Below are 18,290 nucleotides of genomic sequence, written 5' to 3' on the forward strand. Positions count from 1 at the left end.
CCGTTGAATCACCGCCGAAGTAAACGTTTCAGGTCCGGGGGTCCAGTTCTCATCCCGGAAGGGGCTGCCGACGAAAATCGTGGGACGCTCGCTTTCGGTCAGGCCGCCGATCCGCTCCGCCACCGTGGCCAGCCGCTGGCGGTAACCTTCGGAAAGCTCGCGTGCCAATTCCTCACGACCGACAAGCCTGCCCACCGTGCCGATCGCATCGAGCACGTCCTCAATAGACTGTGGGTCGAGGACGAACACCGGAACATCCAGTGCTTTCAAGCTGTATACCAGTTCTTTGGCATTACCCTTTGAGGCCAGTACAAGATCAGGATCAAGGGCCACGATTTTCTCGAGGCTCATGGCCGTGACGTCGCCGATCTTCTCGATTTGCCTGGCTTCCGGCGGATGATCGCAGTAGGTCGTGACCCCCACGACCGAACTTCCCGCACCGACGGCGAAAAGCAGTTCCGTGTTGCTTGGAATGAGCGAAATGATTCGCTCCGGAGTACCCTGGAGGGTCACGGCGGAACCGATGACATCCGTTTCAGTCACCTGACCGGCAGCAACCCTGGAAATCAACAGGAAACAGAGGAGAAGAACAGACCTCGGGAACCGCGAAACGTGCCTCACAATCGTACCTGACGTCACCATGGAAGGGTACTGTTTACAGCGATATACAATATAGGTGAAGACGGTTAAAACGGTACTTTTTTTTGTAATACGCACTAAATTGATTCGTAGCCTGAACTACGTAACCGGACATAGTAACTGGACATTGCCGTTGCACCGTCCGTGCCCGACCCTTTATCGGTTGAGACGGCGGTCTCTCGGAGGGATGCCTACGATGGGACGCTTTGACTACTGCCTCAATACGAGCACGATCCGTTCGCCCGGCGTTTCCGTGCTGGAATACGTGGATATCGCAGCCGACGCCGGATATGACGGGATCGAACCCTGGGCGGAGGAAATCGATGCCTGGGTCGAAGGGGGCGGTACGCTGACGCAACTGCGGGACCACGCTGCCGGCCGGGACATCCGGATCGTGAACCTGATCGCCTTTTTCGAATGGGCAGTGCCCGAGACCGACCGCCACGCCCATGGTTTAGAAGAGGCGCGGCGGTGCTTCGAAATGGCACAGGTGCTGGATTGCCCTTTCGTAGCCACGGCCCCGAAGGGGATCCACGACCGCGAAGTCGACCTTTTTGCCGTCGCCCGGAGATTCGCCGAACTGACGGACGCCGTATCGGATTTCTCCCCGAAACCCCTGCTGGAGTTCTGGGGCGTGTCCCGGACGCTGGGAACGGTGGGAGAAGCCCTGCTCGTGGCCGCCGAAAGCGGGGTGCGTGACGCCAGGCTGCTGACGGACATCTTTCACATGTACAAGGGAAGCGGGCACCAGCGCGGGATGGACTACCTCGATCCCGGCCGCCTGGGCCTGGTCCACGTGAACGACTATCCTGCAGACCCGCCCCGTACGGACATCGAAGACGAGCACCGGGTCTATCCCGGAGACGGCGAAGCGCCGTGGGACGAGATCGTCGCCAGCCTGGAACGGCAGGAATACCGGGGCATGCTGTCGCTCGAGCTGTTCAATCCCGCCTACTGGGCCGAAGGGCCGGTGGCCACGGCACAAAACGGACTGGCAAAGCTTCGGGCATGCGTAGAAAACGCGTGATTCGCAACTGACCGGTTCATGCCGCACGGACATCACGTTCATCCCTCGCGTCTATCCCCCTGCTATCATGTCCACAGCCACATTGCCACAATCCGACCGGGAAATGTCCCCAGCGCCTCCCGCTGTACGGCCCGTTTCCGCCGGCCTCACCCTCCGGGCCGTGGTGATCGGATGCGTCTTCACCATCCTGTTGACCATCTGGTCGCTCGCCTCCGAATTCGTAACGCGCGGCTCATTCATTACGGTCACCCACCTGCCGGTGGCGGCGCTGCTGCCCTTCCTTCTGATGGTCCTCATGGTGAATCCCTGTCTGAAAATCACCGGCTTCAGCCGTCCATTCAACAGCCAGGAACTTGTCGTGATCTTCTTCCTGGTCTTCACGGCTTCCGTCATACCGGGCTGGGCCTTCAGCAATTACGCGATATCGATCATCAGCGGTCCGTTCTATCACGCCACGCCCGAGAACCGGTGGGCGGAACTGTTCCTCGACTATCTTCCGTCCTGGCTGGTGGTCCCGAACCACCTGGGTGGGTTGAACCAGTTCTACGAGGGCGTGTATTCCACGCGGAACATACGCTGGCAGATCTGGTTCGTACCCATGTTCTGGTGGGTGACGTTCTACATCGCCCTGTTCATGGTCGGCGCTTCGATCATGGTCATGCTCCGGAAGCAGTGGGTTGAACACGAACGGCTGGCCTTTCCGTTGGCCCAGGTGCCACTGGCGCTGATAGACGGCGCCGAGGATCGGGCCCTTCTGCCCAGGATTGCCCGTGTACCCATGTTCTGGTGGGGGTTCGGCATCACGCTGGTCATCATGATCTGGAACATGTTCAGCTTCTTCGACCTCATGCCCGCAATCCCCCTCGGCGCGGGACACGCCTTTCCCCTGACCCTGTACGAGGCCTTCCATCCCATCCAGGTGCGCGTAAACTTCCTGCTGATCGGAGTGGCCTACTTCACGCGGGTGGAAGTTTTGCTCAGCGTCTGGCTGTTCTACCTCATCCGCATTGTGCAGCAGGGCGTGATGACCCGCGTCGGCGTGCCGGGTCCGCAGGAAATGATGCATTTCCAGCACCTGTCCGGCTTTCTGGTCTTCGTGGTGTTCGGGCTGTGGATGGCGCGAAGGCATATCCGCGACGTGATCCGGAAAGCCCTGGGAAGGGCGCCTGAAATCGATGATTCACGAGAGTTCTTTTCGTACCGTACGGCCGTGCTATCTTTCTCCGGCGGTTCGATTTACATGGTTTTCCTTCTGTGGAGCGCGGGCATGACGCTCTGGGTCGTAGCGCTCATGATGTTCGTCCTGCTCGTCCTGTATATTGGCGTAACCCGCGTAGTGGCCGAGACCGGCCTGGCATCCCTGGACCTGCCGTACAACAGCGCCAACGAAATCACGCTTCGGTTCGTCGGATCGGAGCACATCAACGCCCGGACCATCGCGGGGATGTGGCTGTGCCAGACCTTCACCCGAAACTGGCGGACCCTCGGCATGTGTTCCATGGCGCACGCCGCCAAGGTGGGCGACGTAATCGGCGGCGTGGGCAAGGGGGTGTTCGGCGCCATTGCGCTTTCGCTGGCCATTGGATTCATGACAGCCCTGTTGTACACGCTCTACCTGGGGTATGACATGGGCGCGTCCCAGCTCAAGGCAGGCGGATTCGAGTCCGGGGCGAAGGGTTACTGGACGCAATTGGAGACTTTTCTTACGAATCCGCAGGCCATGACGCAATCCCAGTTGACCATGGTAATGAGCGGCGTCCTGATCTCGGCATTCCTGATCTGGGCCCATCACCGGCTTCACTTCTGGCCCCTTCATCCCGTGGGGTTCGGGATCGTCACCACCTACGCGGCGGATATGGCTTTCCTTTCCATCCTGATCGTATGGATCGTCAAATCCGCTGTCCTCCGGCTCGGCGGCGTATCACTCTATCGCAAGGGCCAGCCTCTGTTTATCGGCATTATCGCCGGATACGCCCTGGGGGTTTTTCTGACCTTCCTGGTGGACGCGGCCTGGTTCCCGGGCGCGGGACACGTCGTGGACGGTTGGTAGCGGAGCGACCCATAGTGGCGCGGCGCGGTTCATCAACAGATAGTTCAAAGCGCAAGGAGCAGATGATTCCTCATGAAACTTTCCATTCTCGACCAGTCTCCCATACGTGATGGGGTAACGGCCGTGCAGGCCTTCCAGGAGACCCTGACCATGGCCAGGGAGGCCGAACGGCTGGGTTACCGGCGTTTCTGGGTGTCCGAGCACCACAACGCCCACTGCCTGGCCGGCAGTTCGCCTGAAGTGCTGCTCGCTGCTATCGGGGCCGCCACGAAGGACATGCGGATCGGTTCCGGGGGCGTCATGCTGCCCTATTACAGCCCCTTCAAAGTCGCCGAGAGCTTCTCCGTGCTCACGAATCTCTATCCGGACCGGGTCGACCTGGGGGTCGGACGAGCGCCAGGCGGAGACATGAAGACGGCCCGGATGCTGGCGCCCGGCGCAGGGCCGCGGTTCGAGCAGTTCCCCGAACTTGTCGCCCAGCTGGTGGAGATCCTTCAGGACCGGGATTTCGAGCCGCGGGTCACGCCGCCCATCCAGTCTCCGCCCCCCGTCTGGATGCTCGGGTCCAGTCCGGAAAGCGCGATGCTCGCCGCCCGGCTGGGCCTGCCCTACAATTTCGCCCTCTTCATCAACAGCAACATCGACCCGCGCATCCTCGAATTCTACCGTCACTATTTCGAGCCCTCCGCCCAGACGCCGCGGCCCGAGGCCTGCATCGCGATTAACGTCATCTGCGCCGACACCGAGGCGGAGGCCAAACGCCTCGCCCTCAGCCGCGACCTCCTCTTCGCCCGCTTCGCTTCGGGCAAGCCCAGCAACGTCGTACCTACGGTGGAGGAGGCCGAAAAACACCGGTTCAGTGAAGCCGAAAAAGCCTTTCTGGAGGACAAGTTCCGCCTTGCGGCCGTGGGTAGTCCGGACCAGGTCCGGGACACCATCGACCGGCTTGCGGGCCGGTTCGGAGCCGAAGAGGTCATGGCCGTAACCATCACCCACGATTTCAAAGCCCGGCTGCGGTCCTACGAACTCCTGGCCGGCGTGTACGGGTAGATCGCTTCATTAAAGGTGAATCGCTCCAAATAGGATTGCCTGCAGGAATCAAAATGACTACATTGTGATGGCCTCCACTTCCCGTACGCGACCATCGAACAAGGAGCATCCGACATGACCATGGTCATGGAACAAACCGTGCTGAGCGACGAGCAGATCGCGTTCTACCAGGAAAACGGGTTTCTCCACATCCCGGAGGTATTTACGCTGGAAGAGACTGCCGAATTGTCGGATCAAATGGACCGGCTCGTCGAGGACTGGGCGTTCACGAGCCCGGGATGGAACGGTCCATGGCGCCTGGCCTACATGGATCCGGAGACGGAGGCCAAATCCAAACTGACGGCCATGCACGATCTCCATTTCTATTCCCAGGCCTGGTCGCGCGCCGTCGCCAACCCACGGCTGGTGGAGGCCCTGTCGCAGCTGCTGGGGCCAAACGTGGAGCTGCACCACACCACGCTGCACATCAAGCCGCCCCAGACCGGGCATCCCTTTCCCCTGCACCAGGACAACCCTTTCTACGGCCATCACGACGGCCGGTACATCGACGTACTCGTCCACCTGGACGACACCTGCCACGAGAACGGTGAGATCCGCTTCCTGGCGGGCTCCCACAAATCCGGTCATCTGCAGCATATCACCGAATCAGAAGAAGGTCCCTGCGCGCCTCATCTGCCGACCGACGAGTACAAGCTGGAAGACACGGTGGCCGTACCGGCCCGGGCCGGCGACGTGGTCATCTTCTGCATCGACACCGTGCACGGTTCCTACATCAACCAGACAAAAGAGCCCCGCAGGCTCGTGCGCATGGGCTACCGGAACCCGGACAACCGGCAGGAGTACGGCCAGAGCTTCGGACGGCCGGGTCTTATGGTCTGCGGATACCGCAAACGGCGAGAAGGCGACGAACTGCTCCCGGGTAACTGATGACCGACATTCCCCTGCTGGGTTACACCGACCGGTTGTCCGGCCGGCCCGGCGACGAGATCGCCTTCAAGGTCAGCAGCGTGGCCGCGGAACCCTACCAGGCCAGCCTCGTTCGCGTGATATGCGCCGACCCCAATCCCGCCGGTCCCGGATTACAACTGGAGGAAGCCGGCCTGCCCTTCTGGGGCGAATTCCCCTCCAGGTCCCAACCCTTCCACCCGGGCTCTCACGCCGTCATCCCTCTTGACGGCCGCTTCCACCCGGCCAGCGGCCTTACCCTTACCGCCACGATATGGCCCACGTCCCCGGACAAGGCGGACCAGGGCATCGTCAATTGCAGTACCAGTGGACGGAAGCCGGCGCTCAGTCTCTGCCTGGACCGGGGCGTTTTGACCGCGGTCGTCCGTTCATCGACGAACCAGGTGACCCGTGTTACCTGTCGAAGCGAGCCGATCAAGTCCCGGCAATGGTACCGGGTGTGGGCGAGCTACGATGCCGGAAGCGGGACGGTGAGTGTGGGGTTCCGGGCAATCCACGCACCTCCCGGACCATCCAATATCACAGTTGAGGCCGTCGGCCCCGTTCCCCTGGGCGACCTGGCCCGGATCATCATCGGTGGACAGGACGGCGATCCCGTTCACGGCCACTTCAATGGCAAGATCGAAGCGCCTTCCCTCGTCGACATCCCGGTGGAAGAAACCGACCACCACGAATACGACGTCAGAAACCATCCTGGCGCATGGGCCCTGTGGGACTTCGCCCGTGACACGAGTTCGACCCGAATCGTGGACGTCGGACCGCATGGAATGCACGGCCGCCTGGTCAACATGCCGGCCCGCGCCATGACCGGTTCCCGGTGGACCGGCGAGGAAATGTCCTGGAAGCACGCACCGGATCAGTACGGCGCCATCCACTTCCACGACGACGACATCTACGACTTCGGCTGGGAGACCGATTTCACCTTCACGATCCCGGACGGCATGCGATCGGGACTCTACGCGGCCCGTATCCGCTGTGGCGAACACGAGGACATGATGCCGTTCTACGTCTGCGCGCCACGGAGCAGGCCCACGGCGGATCTCTGCGTCCTTGCGTCCACCTTCACCTATACCGTCTACGGCAATCACGCCCGTCCGAATTTCCATCCTTCCTGGCTGGACCGGATCAATGAATGGAACGCTTATCCCTGGAATCCCGCCGTTCACCCGGAATACGGGCTCTCCACCTACAACTTTCACGGTGACGGCAGCGGCATCTGCCACGCCAGCCACAGGCGTCCCCTATTCTCTCTACGCCCGGGCTACATCACTTTCGGCGCCACGGAAGGCGATTGCTCGGGGCTGAGGCATCTTCAGGCGGACACCCACCTGTACGCATGGCTCGAAAAGCAGGGTATCCCCTTCGACATCGTCACCGACCAGGAACTGCACGATGACGGTATCGAGGCGATAAAGGGCTACCGCGCCGTAACCACGGGTTCCCATCCGGAATACCATACGCCGCGCACGCTCGACGCCCTGCGGCAGTTCCGGGAACAGGGCGGCCACTTCATGTACCTGGGGGGAAACGGGTTCTACTGGCGCATCGCCGTCCACCCGGAGGGCAACGGGACCCTCGAAATCCGTCGGAACGAAGGCGGCATACGGGCCTGGGCGGCCGAACCGGGCGAGTACTTCCAGGCCTTTGACGGCGGTTACGGCGGACTCTGGCGCCGGAACAACCGTCCCCCGCAGCAGCTCGCCGGCGTGGGGTTTTCGGCCCAGGGCAATTTCCATGGATCGTACTATCGCATCGATCCGGACGCCCGCGTCAACCCGGAGACCGCATGGATCTTCGAGGGGGTGGAGGGCGAGACCGTGGGCGATTACGGGTTCAGCGGAAACGGTGCCGCCGGGTTCGAACTCGACCGGGCCGACTACCGGCTGGGCACCCCCGAAAACACCCGCGTCATCGCGAGTTCCGAAGACCACCACGAATCCTTCATACCCGTGCCCGAAGAGCTGCTCACCCACATCACGACCTGGTCCGGTGAACCGATCGACAAACTGATCCGGGCGGACATGGTGTATCAGCAGTCGGACTCCGGCAGCCAGCTTTTTTCCACAGGATCCATCACCTTCTGCGGCAGCCTGCTGCATAACGATGCCGACAACGACATTTCCAGGATCGTGTCCAACGTGCTGCGCCGGTTCCTGAAACCATGAAGATCGCCGTTTTCGCCGACGTGCACAGCAACCTTGACGCGCTGGAAACCGTCCTGGACCATATCGACCGCTGGCGTCCCGACAGGATCCTCTGCGCGGGCGACATCATCAACCGGGGACCCAAACCCCGCGAGTGCACCGAATGCGTTGTGACCCGTGCCTTGGCGGAAAACTGGGGCATGATTTACGGGAACCACGAGCGGTACGTGCTGAAGTACGGAAGCGGAAACCTGCCCGACCGCGGTCCCGAATTCGAGATCATCAGGCATGCGAAGTGGACGTACGATCAGTTGGCCGGGCAGACTGGACAGGCGGGTCAGACTGGGGCGAAGAGGCCGGACCGCACGGTAAGCGAGACCGGCCCGAACCGACCGGACAGCCTGGTCGAACGCCTCGAAGCACTGCCCTTTCAGTGGTCCATGACCGATGAGGCGGGGAACGAATTCCGCATGGTGCACGCCTCCATGCTGGGAGACCGCAAAGGGATCTTCCCCGATGACACCGAAGCATCGCTGCGCGAGAAAATCGCTCCGGCGCCGAAGGTGCTGGTGGTGGGACATACGCACCGGCCCCTGGTCCGGCCCGTGGACGACGCCCTGGTCGTCAACGTGGGCGCGGTGGGTGCGCCATTCGACCGGGACCCCCGCGCGGCCTACGCCCGGATGACGTTCGAGGCCGGCGCCTGGAAGGCGGAGATCATCCGACTCGACTATGACCGCGAACGGGCGATCTCGCGCTTCCACGAATCCGGCTACCTGGAGGACAGCGGCGATTTCGCCAGGCTTATCCTTGCCGAGTTCCGCGAAGCCCGGTCCCTTATACCAGGTTGGTACCGCGCCTTCGAAGACCGGGTGATGGCTGGTGAGATATCGCTGAAGGCGTCAGTGGATCGTTACCTGGAAGACTGCGAGATCGACGGCTGAACGCGTAGATCGCCGGCCGTGCGCGTCGGGCGACCTGGATTGACCCACAAGCGAGACGTAAGGGAATCGCCATCCCATTCATGAAAGGATCATGATGCCGAAGAACATCGTCGTACTCATTACGGATACCTTCCGCCACGACAACCTGGGAAACCGCGCGGAGCGGTCCGTGCGAACGCCCGAGCTGGACCGTTTCGCCGCGGAAAGGGCGACGGAGATCACAAAGGCCCACATGGGCAGTTTCCCCACGATCCCCCATCGCACCGATTTCGCGACGGGCGTCACCGGTTGGCCCCATTACGGCTGGCAGCCCATCGATCTGAGCGGGCCCAACCATGCGGGCAGGATGCTCGGTGAACAGGGTTACGCCACGCAACTGATCTGCGACTGTCCCCACCTGTTCAAGGCCCGTTTCACCGATGGCTTCGACGCGGCGTACCAGAACCGGGGCCAGGAGGGCGACAAGCCGCTGCTCCACCTCAACGACCCCGTAGAACGCGTCGTCCAGGACGACAAGACCCGCGTGCACCCGCGCTACCGGGGCCATACGCTCGTCAACCAGCATCGCTGGATCAACCACTACTACCGGTACGAATCCGACGTCTTCTCCGCGCAGACCGCGCAGACCGCCGTTCGCTGGCTCGAGGAAAACGCGGAATCCGGCCCGTTCTTCCTGTGGGTGGACTTCTTTGATCCCCACGAACCCTGGGATCCGCCGGAATACATGGTGCGGCGTTACGACCCCGATTACACGGGACCCCCCATGCTGCATCCGAACTACGGACCGTCATCGGCCTACACGCCGGAGGAACTGCATAACCTGTGGGCCCACTACGCCGCGGAGACGGAACTGGTGGACCGCCATATCGGCCGGGTCCTGCAGAAGATCGACGACCTGGGTCTTTGGGACGATACTATCGTGACCGTCATGTCGGACCATGGCATGTCCATCGGCGAACACGATCGGACCGGCAAGTCCAATATCATGGACACCGACGAGAGGTTCTGGCCCATCTACCCGGAGATCGGTCACGTCATGCTGATGCTGGCAGGCGGCGGCGTGCCTCGCGGGGCGCAACTTCCCCTGATTACGCAGACGATCGACCTGTTCCCGAGTCTCTGCGACCTGGCGGGCGTCACTGTGGACCCGCCGAAATCTTTCGATGGTGTATCCTTTGCCGGGGCCGTGCTGGAAGGCCGGACCAGCCACCGCGAGTACGCGGTAAGCGGCTGCCACCTGGCGGACCCGTCAGAAGGCCTGGCGAGGCGCGCCACGACGCCCTTCCTCGTTACGGACCGTTGGGGCTACGCACCCGTTGGAGCGGACGGACGGCCCGAGCTCTACGACCTGCAGAAGGACCGTCTGGCCCAACAGAACATCGCCGACGGCAACGACGCCACCATGGATGATCTGCATGCCCTTTTCCTGGCCCACCTGGCGGAAAACCACGCTCCGGAAAACGTGACCGCCGTCTGGAGCCAGTCGGGTGGCAGCGGAAACCTCGAGGGTAAGTGGGCTATAGACTACCCCGGGGAATAGGGAACGCCCATGGAAGCGGTCGACGATTATACCCGATTTGAAAAGCTCGTCCATCGATTCGATCCGCACGCCAGGCTGAAGCACCATCACAGCCTGCCCGGCGGCTACTCGGCCGATGTGACCGTCCTGGAAATCGAAGCCGGAGACGGTACGTCGAGAAAGCTCATTCACCGGTTGCACGGCGAGGTGGACCTCCAGCAGAACCCGAACGTGGCCGCGGACGAGTTCCGCGTGCTGCAACTGACCCACGCCGCGGGGCTGGCCACGCCCGCCCCGGTCTACCTCGACACGACGGATCCCCTTTTTCCCACGCCCTCCCTGGTGCTGGAATATGCCGAGGGGGTTACCGATCTGAAGCCCGGCGATCCGGCGGAGTACGTGATGCAGATGGCCTGGGAACTGGCCAGGATACACCGGATGGACACGGCCGGCCGGGATATTTCCTTTCTTCTGCGGTTGGAGGATGAATGCGCTTCGGCGGTCGGGAGGCCGCCGGATGCTCCCGGCGTTACCGCGGGCGAACGCGAACTGATCGAAATGCTCGCGCCGTGCTGGCCACTTCCCCGCAGCAATACGCCGGTTGTCCTGCACGGCGACTACTGGCCGGGGAATACCCTCTGGCAGGATGGACATCTCACGGCGGTCATCGACTGGGAGGACACCCGGCGGGGGGACCCGCTCTTCGACGTTTCGAACGCCCGGTTCGAGATCCTGATGCTCTTCGGCGCGGAAATCATGGATACCTTCACCCGCCACTACGAATCCCTGAATCCTGTGGACTCCGGATGCCTTCCCTGGTGGGATGTCTATACGGCGTTTCGCATGGTAAATAAACTCGACTTTCTCGCCACGGAAGAACGGGACGAATCCCTGATTCGCGCCGATCATCACTGGTTCGTCGAGCAGGCCCGCGACCGCATGGGATCGTGCCGAACCATGCGTCAACCGCCAAAATAACACTTGCCCGAAGCCCCTCCTCCGCGTACATTATACGCCGAAGTTTTCGGGGCGTAGCGCAGTCAGGTAGCGCACCAGCATGGGGGGCTGGTGGTCGCTGGTTCAAATCCAGTCGCCCCGATTCCGGCAAGGCAGCCCACCGAGCCCTTGCCCCTTGATCGGTCATATATCGGGGCGTAGCGCAGCCCGGTCAGCGCGCCTGCTTCGGGAGCAGGAGGTCGGGAGTTCAAATCTCCCCGCCCCGATCCGATTTCTCAAACAACAGAAATTCAGCATAGCCATCCTACCTGTTCGCTTCCGTACCCCGTTACCCCGCGACTTCCCGGCCGGACGCTCCGGCAGGTCGCCGAATCCGTAATATCGCGATCTGGCGCAATCTCGTCCCTGAGATACGAACGCGCCCTGATCGACCGGTCATCGAGGAGGATACCGCCATGTCGTACCGGATACGCGTTTTGCCGGCCGTCGTCCTGTTCATTGGCACCGCGCTGTGGCTGACTACACCGGGCTCGGCCCGGTCCCAGGTATCGGACCAGCCGGACACGCCCTTCAAGCTCGCCACCTTCGAGGCCACGGGAACGATCCGCATCGGCATGTCGGTCCGGGCGGACCAGGCGGACCAGGCTGACCAGGCGGACCAGGCGGACCAGGAAAGGCTGTTGGACCTGCACGAGGCGAACGCCTACGTCACCCGGCAGCTTGGATTGCCCGTGGTATCCATTCCGATGGAAATGCGCGCGCTTATCGAGCAGTACGACGCCGTTGCCAATCGCATGTACACGATCGCGAACTACATGGGCGCGGAAAATCGCCTGACGAACCCGGACCTGCCCTTCGTGTTCGATCCTGAGGACGTCTCCTTTAAGGCGCCGATCAAGTATCCCTACAACCTGCTGGCGGCCGCGGCGAATTACCGGGCCCACGCGGACGAGATGGAGGAATCCGCCATCGGGGGCGCGGGTTTCTCCGCCGTTGAAGTGGACGTGGACGCCGAAGAACCCTACTTCTTTGCCAAGTCCCCCCGCTCCACGATCATCGATCCAGGAGAGCCCTACTACGTGCCGGAAGACGTGAACATCGACTGGGAAGTCGAGCTGGCTATCATCATCGGCCGGCCGGCCCTGGACCTGACCCTCGAAAACGCCCACGACTATGTCTTCGGCTACAGCATCATATTCGACGTCAGCCGACGGGGCGGCTCAGGACTGAAGCCGATCAACCGCATGTTCCCCGGTCCGAACTGGTTCAACGGCAAGAGCAGCGACCGCGCCGCGCCTTTTGGCCCGTACATCGTGCCCAAGGAGTTCATCCAGCATGACGACCTCGGCATAAAGACCTGGGTCAACGGCGTGATCAAGCAGGACAGCAACACCAGCTACATGATCTACGATGAAGCGCACATGATCCGGTATTTGACCTCCGTCCAGACCCTCTATCCGGGCGACGTGATCGCCACGGGCACGCCGGACGGCGTGGGCCGCGCCCGTAATCCGCCCGAGTACCTCATGCCGGGCGACGTGGTGGAAATGGAGATCGAGGGTATCGGCCGGCTCGTCACACCCATGGAAGCCAAGCCATGAAGACCTTTGTTGCCGCGCTGCTGAGTGGAGCGATCGCCGCAGGCTGCGGATCTTCACCTGAGGGCGATTCTGCGGAGGGCGATTCTGCCCCGGTAGTCGAATCCCCGCTCCAGACCACCGTAACGGATGAATACGTTCTCCGCGCCGACGCGCTCGCGGAGGATCGTACGCCCCCCGAACCGGATCCCGCGAGCTACGGGATGGACCCGAAAACCGGGCGGTTCGTCTACCCCGCGGCCACGCCCCATCAGCACGAGTCCAAACCCTTCGAAGGCCAGCTGGACTACTGGGATACGAACGAGTACGCGAAGGCCATGACCGTCGAGGCTTACTACCCGATCACCGTCGAACCCTTCCATACCTGGCAGAACATCGTGGACTTCGACGGCCGAAGGTACATGTACCAGTATGTGCGGCGCGCCCTCAAAATCTACGACATCACCGATCCGAAGGACTTGCGAGTCGTCCACGAGAAGGGCAGCACGTGGACCGGAGACGGACCGGGCGAAGAGGTCAATCCCTATGACGAAAATGACATGTTCGGCGCCGCGTCCATCCAGTGGAACGAGGATCTGGGCAAGTACGTAATGGTGCAGGCCTTTGAGATTCGGCGCTTCGGCGTACTCGGCGACAAGCGCGCGGAACCGGACAAGGTGAAGGCCATTCGAAATGCCAGTCATCTCAAGGGGTTCAAGGTATACGAGATGAACGGGCCCCTGCCGGATGACTGGACCTTGCTCGCCGAGCGAACGACCGACTACGAGCACCCCGACGCGCTGATCGGCCAGCAGCAGGGCTCCGGCGTCCGGGACATCCCGGCCTGGCACGGCGGCAGATACATGTTCGTCGCCGCGGCGCCCAGCGCGGAATACGCGCTTACCGAATACCCGAGCGACCTGTACTCGGCCGGCTACCAGGCGTGGGACATGACCGACCCGGCCGATCCCAAGTTTCTCAGCCAGTTCAACGTGCCGGGCCAGAAGCTGGGCGAACCCGGCGATGAGGCCGCCTACCGGGCCAATCCCCGTGCGGGAAACCGGACCTCCTGGTTCGGCGCACGCATGTCGATTTTCATGCCCCGGCCCGTGGAGGAAGGCGGTAAGTACGGTTATGCCGCCATGGGTGGCCTGGGGTTCTACGTGCTGGACATCTCGGATCCAACCGAAATCAAAGCGTGGGGACACCTCAACTTCCCGCCCAGCGTCGCGGGCACGGAAGGCGACTACATTAACGTGACGCAGGTGGAAAAGACCGGCGTGGTCTACTTCTCCGGCTACCCCTTGAACGAAGACGGCTGGGAGCCCTACAAGGACATCTTCATGATCGACGTGAACGATCCTTCCAATCCGAGGTTGCTCGGCACGTTGCCCAGGCCGGTGCCGCCCGCGGATGCGCCGTTCACGGATTTCGTGCAGCGACGCGGGAGTTTCGGGCCGAAAAGAAGCGGCTATTACACCCAACCCGGAACGCCGAAGGAGGATGTCCTCCTCTATGCCTTCTACAACGCCGGCGTGCAGGTATTCGACGTCTCCGACCTCACCGATCCGAAGATCACCGCCTATTTCGTACCGAAATTCGATCCATCCCGAACCCCGGAATATGCCCTGGGCAACTTGACCCACGGCATATACGTCGAATACGACCGCAACCTGGTCTGGCTGTTTACCAACCACGGTTTCTACTGCCTGTCGACCCCCGTACTGGGCGAACCACATCTCGGCCCACCCGAGACGCCCTGGCCTGAACGATAGTCGGTAACTCAAGTGTGCGCTGAACTCATGATCAAGGCGGTGCTGACCGACCTGGACGGCGTTGTCCGCAGATGGGATCCCGACATTGTCAAGCAGGCCGAAATCGCTGCGGGTCTTCCGCCTGACGCCCTGCTGAATACGGCATTCGAACCCGATCTGCTGCTCCGCGCCACAACGGGGCAGATTGACGATGAATGCTGGCGGTCGGAAGTGGCCGAACGGCTCAGGCTTCGGTATCCGAATGCAGACGCTCGGGAAGCGGTGCGGCTTTGGTCCAGGTCGCCGGGCGAGATCGATATCGATGTGTTGGATCTGCTGCTGCGATGTCGCGACAGTGCGAGCCTGGCGCTCATCACGAATGCCACGACCCGGCTTGACTCCGATCTCAAGCGGCTGGGCATCGGCCAGGCATTCGACCACGTCGTGAATTCCTCCGCGGTAGGCCACGTCAAACCCCATCCCGCCATCTTCAACGCGGCACTCGACGTCGTCGGTATCGAGGCAGACGAGGCGTTCTTTATCGACGACAGGGCCGATAACGTAAACGCGGCGGTCGAATTGGGCATGGACGGACATCACTACACGACGATCGAACACCTGAAACGGGCGCTGAAGTATCACGGGCTACCGGTTTGAATGTGCACCGGGCAGCACCCTCAACATGGCGGTCACGCCGTTCGTGAAGTTGCGGCTATGCGGCTCCTGCCACAAAGGGCTTTACATCAAAAATGCGTGACACTACATTGGGCAGATATTTGCGAAACTTTTCAATATCAGATCGCCTGTTTTGTATACAGGGAATACGGGCTTGAATCCTTACCCCGGTCCGTGACATCTCTGTGTCTAAACGGTTTTGTGCATGCGATTCGCAGTACCATTCAACCTGCATCATGGGAGGCAGCGTGTGATGAGTAGATTTTCCCCCTTGTTTCGATGGACGCCGCCGGTGATCGCGCTGGCCATGGCGATCACGGTATTCGCATCCTGCGAACCCGCGGCACAAAGGGCGCCGGGCAAGATCATCCCGGTGGAGCAGCCTGATAGCGAATGGCGCATGCTGGGCCGCGACCTGGCCTACACGCGCTATTCCCCGCTGGACCAGATCAACGCGGACAATGTGGGCCGCCTCGAGGTCGCCTGGCGATGGAAGCAGGACAATTTCGGTCCACGTCCCGAATACTATGCCCAACCGGTGCCCATCTACGTGGGGGGCATGCTTTATTCCACGGCAGGTACGCGGCGTAGCGCCATGGCCATCGAGCCTGAAACCGGCGAGACGATGTGGACTTACCGCCCGGTGGAGGACGAAGAACGCTGGGCTACGGCTCCTCGGCGAAATTCGGGGCGCGGCGTCTCGTTCTGGACCGACGGGCAGGGCGACAACCGGGTCATCCTGATCACCCGGGGGTTTTACCTGGTGGCTCTCGACGCCCAGACGGGCATCCCGGTGGCCGAATTCGGCAATAACGGCGTGGTCGACATGATGGCTGGCTGGCGCAATTCCGAGAACGTCACGCCCGTCGGCAACCTGGCCAACACGTCTCCCGCGACGGTCGTGGGGGACATCATCCTTGTTCCGCCGGCCCTCGCCGCGGGATTCCGGCCCCGATCGATGACCAACTCGCCGGGAGACGTCGTGGCCTACGACGCCCGCACCGGCGCGGTCCTCTGGAAGTTCAAGGTCATCCCAGACGATGGCGAGGACGGCTCCGAGACCTGGGAGCAGAATTCGAGGTCCTATACCGGGAATGCCGGCGTATGGACGTCCATCTCCGCCGACACCGAACTGGGCTATGCCTATCTGCCCATCGAGGCGCCGACGAACGACTATTACGGCGGGCATCGCCTGGGTGACAACCTGTACGCGAACAGCCTGGTGGCCGTGGATTATACGACGGGCGAGAAGATCTGGCATTTCCAGATCGTGCATCACGATATCTGGGACTATGACAATCCCGCCGCGCCGATCCTTGCCGACGTGACCATCGACGGCGAGCCACGCAAGATCGTGATCCAGAACACCAAGCAGGGCTATTCCTACGTCTTCGACCGGGTCACCGGCGAACCCATCTGGGACATGCCCGAGACCGACGTACCCGCGACCGACGTACCGGGCGACCGGGCTTCACCTACGCAGCCGATTCCCGTGAAGCCTGCCCCCTGGGAACACCAGGGTATCAGCCAGGACGACCTGGTGGACTTCACCCCGGAGGTGCGCCAGGAGGCGATCAACCTGATGGCCAACCACCGGTACGGACCGCTTTACCAGCCGCCTTCGCTCGCGGAAGCGCCGGACGGTACCATCGGCACGATCCAGATCCCGGGCGCGAACGGCGGGGTCAACTGGAACATGACCTGCCTCGATCCGGTTTCCGGTGTGAATTTCATCCCCTCCAACACCAGCATTTCAAAGCTGGCGCTGCGGGCGCCGGATCCCGAAGAGTCGGACATGGACTACTTCTCGGCCGGCCTGAGAGCGCCGCGGGTCTTCGGCGAGATCCCGCTGGTCAGGCCGCCCTGGGGACGGATCACCGCGGTCGACATGAATACGGGCGATCACGTGTGGATGGCGCCTAACGGCGATACGCCGCAAGCCATCAAGGACCTGCCGCAGCTCGCGGGCGTCGATCTGCCCCGGACCGGCAAGGCCACCCGGATCGGTTCCCTGGTGACGAGCACGCTGCTCTTCGCCGGCGAGGGCTTCGGAGGAGATCCCTATCTGCACGCCTACGACAAGGCGACGGGTGAAGTCGTCGCGTCGATCGAACTGCCGGCGGCCCAGAGCGGTATGCCCATGACCTACATGCACAATGACGTGCAATACCTGATCATGACCGTCGGCGCCAGTGGCCATGCCGCCGAGTTGGTGGCGTTAAAACTGGGCGAGGAACCCGCAGCCGAAGAAGGCGAATAGCCGACGGGACCAGGAGGAACGGGATCGAGAATCCCGCAGTTGGCGACTAAAACAGGAGAATCGTAATGAAACGCTACATCTGGAGCGTGGCCGCCGCAGCCCTGATCGCAGCCTGTATGCAGGGCACGGCCGCCGCGCAGGACAATATGCTGACCGAAGCGGAGCAGGAGGCGGGCTGGAAGCTGCTGTTCGACGGCCAGACCCTCCTGGGCTGGACCCATCGAGGCGGTACCGCCATCTGGGCGGTGGAAGACGGCATGCTCACCGGGGAAGCGACGGGTGGCCCCGGTTACATCGGGTCCTACGACGAGTTCACCAATTTCGAACTGAGCGTGCAGTTCAACCAGGACGCCGGACATAACAGCGGCGTCTTCGTCCGTGGACCGCGCGATACCGGGGCGAGGGTGAACCAGTATTCCTTCTACGAGATCAATATCGCGGATACCCATGGCTCGGGCTACACCACTGGCAGCATCGTGGCGCTGGCCAAGTACGAACCGCCGCCGAAGACTGAAGGCCAGTGGAACACCATGGTCATCACCGCCGACGGACGCGACATCACGGTCATGCTGAACGGGGAAGAAGCCGTAAAGATCCAGGATTCCTCCCATTACAGCGGTGTCGTCGTGCTGCAGGCCTTCGGCCAGGGCAAAATCCGGTTCAAGAATGTCAAGATTCGTTCATTGGATTAGTGAACACCGCGGGGCGGGCCCGTCGTCCGCCCCGCC

Annotated in this window: 14 protein-coding genes and 2 tRNA genes; 15 read left to right on the top strand and 1 reads right to left on the bottom strand. The window is 62.1% G+C overall.

Translation table 11 applies throughout. The features are described from left to right. The coding region (locus F4Z81_11615) for an ABC transporter substrate-binding protein (protein ID MXW05704.1) at window positions 1-717 on the bottom strand (717 nt) is incomplete at its 3' end. A 109-nt stretch (window positions 718-826) separates the two neighbouring features. On the opposite strand from F4Z81_11615, the gene F4Z81_11620 reads away from it, so the two are divergent. The 15 genes from F4Z81_11620 (at window position 827) to F4Z81_11690 (ending at window position 18,254) form a co-directional block, all read left to right on the top strand. Continuing rightward, window positions 827-1,666 (top strand): sugar phosphate isomerase/epimerase, encoded by an 840-nt coding sequence (locus tag F4Z81_11620; protein ID MXW05705.1) that lies wholly within the window; start codon window positions 827-829, stop codon window positions 1,664-1,666. Between the two features lie 103 nt (window positions 1,667-1,769). Beyond that, window positions 1,770-3,716: a hypothetical protein gene (locus F4Z81_11625; GenBank protein ID MXW05706.1), complete on the top strand. Its 1,947-nt coding sequence runs from the start codon at window positions 1,770-1,772 to the stop codon at window positions 3,714-3,716. Window positions 3,717-3,788: 72 nt separating this feature from the next. Beyond that, window positions 3,789-4,766: an LLM class flavin-dependent oxidoreductase gene (locus F4Z81_11630; protein MXW05707.1), complete on the top strand. Its 978-nt coding sequence runs from the start codon at window positions 3,789-3,791 to the stop codon at window positions 4,764-4,766. Window positions 4,767-4,880: 114 nt separating this feature from the next. Continuing rightward, window positions 4,881-5,693, top strand: a complete 813-nt coding sequence (locus F4Z81_11635) for a phytanoyl-CoA dioxygenase family protein (protein ID MXW05708.1) — start codon at window positions 4,881-4,883, stop codon at window positions 5,691-5,693. Continuing rightward, entirely contained in the window at window positions 5,693-7,897 is a 2,205-nt protein-coding gene (locus F4Z81_11640; GenBank protein ID MXW05709.1) for a N,N-dimethylformamidase large subunit, read from the top strand. The genes F4Z81_11635 and F4Z81_11640 overlap by 1 nt, the downstream gene beginning before the upstream one ends. After that, entirely contained in the window at window positions 7,894-8,820 is a 927-nt protein-coding gene (locus F4Z81_11645; protein ID MXW05710.1) for a metallophosphoesterase family protein, read from the top strand. The genes F4Z81_11640 and F4Z81_11645 overlap by 4 nt, the downstream gene beginning before the upstream one ends. A gap of 91 nt (window positions 8,821-8,911) precedes the next feature. Beyond that, complete coding sequence (locus tag F4Z81_11650; protein MXW05711.1) at window positions 8,912-10,360, top strand: sulfatase; 1,449 nt, start codon at window positions 8,912-8,914, stop codon at window positions 10,358-10,360. A 9-nt stretch (window positions 10,361-10,369) separates the two neighbouring features. Next, window positions 10,370-11,317 carry a phosphotransferase gene (locus tag F4Z81_11655; GenBank protein MXW05712.1) on the top strand — a complete coding sequence of 316 codons (948 nt, stop codon included), beginning with the start codon at window positions 10,370-10,372 and terminating at the stop codon, window positions 11,315-11,317. 47 nt (window positions 11,318-11,364) lie between these two features. After that, a tRNA-Pro gene (locus F4Z81_11660) sits at window positions 11,365-11,438 on the top strand. A 49-nt stretch (window positions 11,439-11,487) separates the two neighbouring features. Next, window positions 11,488-11,562, top strand: a tRNA-Pro gene (locus tag F4Z81_11665). Window positions 11,563-11,751: 189 nt separating this feature from the next. Next, on the top strand, window positions 11,752-12,897 hold the full coding sequence (locus F4Z81_11670; protein ID MXW05713.1) for a fumarylacetoacetate hydrolase family protein: 1,146 nt from the start codon (window positions 11,752-11,754) through the stop codon (window positions 12,895-12,897). Next, window positions 12,894-14,648 (top strand): hypothetical protein, encoded by a 1,755-nt coding sequence (locus F4Z81_11675; protein MXW05714.1) that lies wholly within the window; start codon window positions 12,894-12,896, stop codon window positions 14,646-14,648. The genes F4Z81_11670 and F4Z81_11675 overlap by 4 nt, the downstream gene beginning before the upstream one ends. A gap of 12 nt (window positions 14,649-14,660) precedes the next feature. Next, window positions 14,661-15,284, top strand: a complete 624-nt coding sequence (locus F4Z81_11680; GenBank protein MXW05715.1) for an HAD family phosphatase — start codon at window positions 14,661-14,663, stop codon at window positions 15,282-15,284. A gap of 223 nt (window positions 15,285-15,507) precedes the next feature. Further along, entirely contained in the window at window positions 15,508-17,562 is a 2,055-nt protein-coding gene (locus tag F4Z81_11685; protein MXW05716.1) for a PQQ-binding-like beta-propeller repeat protein, read from the top strand. Between the two features lie 65 nt (window positions 17,563-17,627). Beyond that, window positions 17,628-18,254, top strand: coding sequence for a DUF1080 domain-containing protein (locus tag F4Z81_11690; GenBank protein MXW05717.1), 627 nt, complete (start codon window positions 17,628-17,630; stop codon window positions 18,252-18,254). The last annotated feature ends 36 nt before the right edge of the window (window positions 18,255-18,290 follow it).

Source organism: Gemmatimonadota bacterium, from assembly GCA_009835325.1.
Lineage (GTDB): Bacteria > JAAXHH01 > JAAXHH01 > JAAXHH01 > JAAXHH01 > JAAXHH01.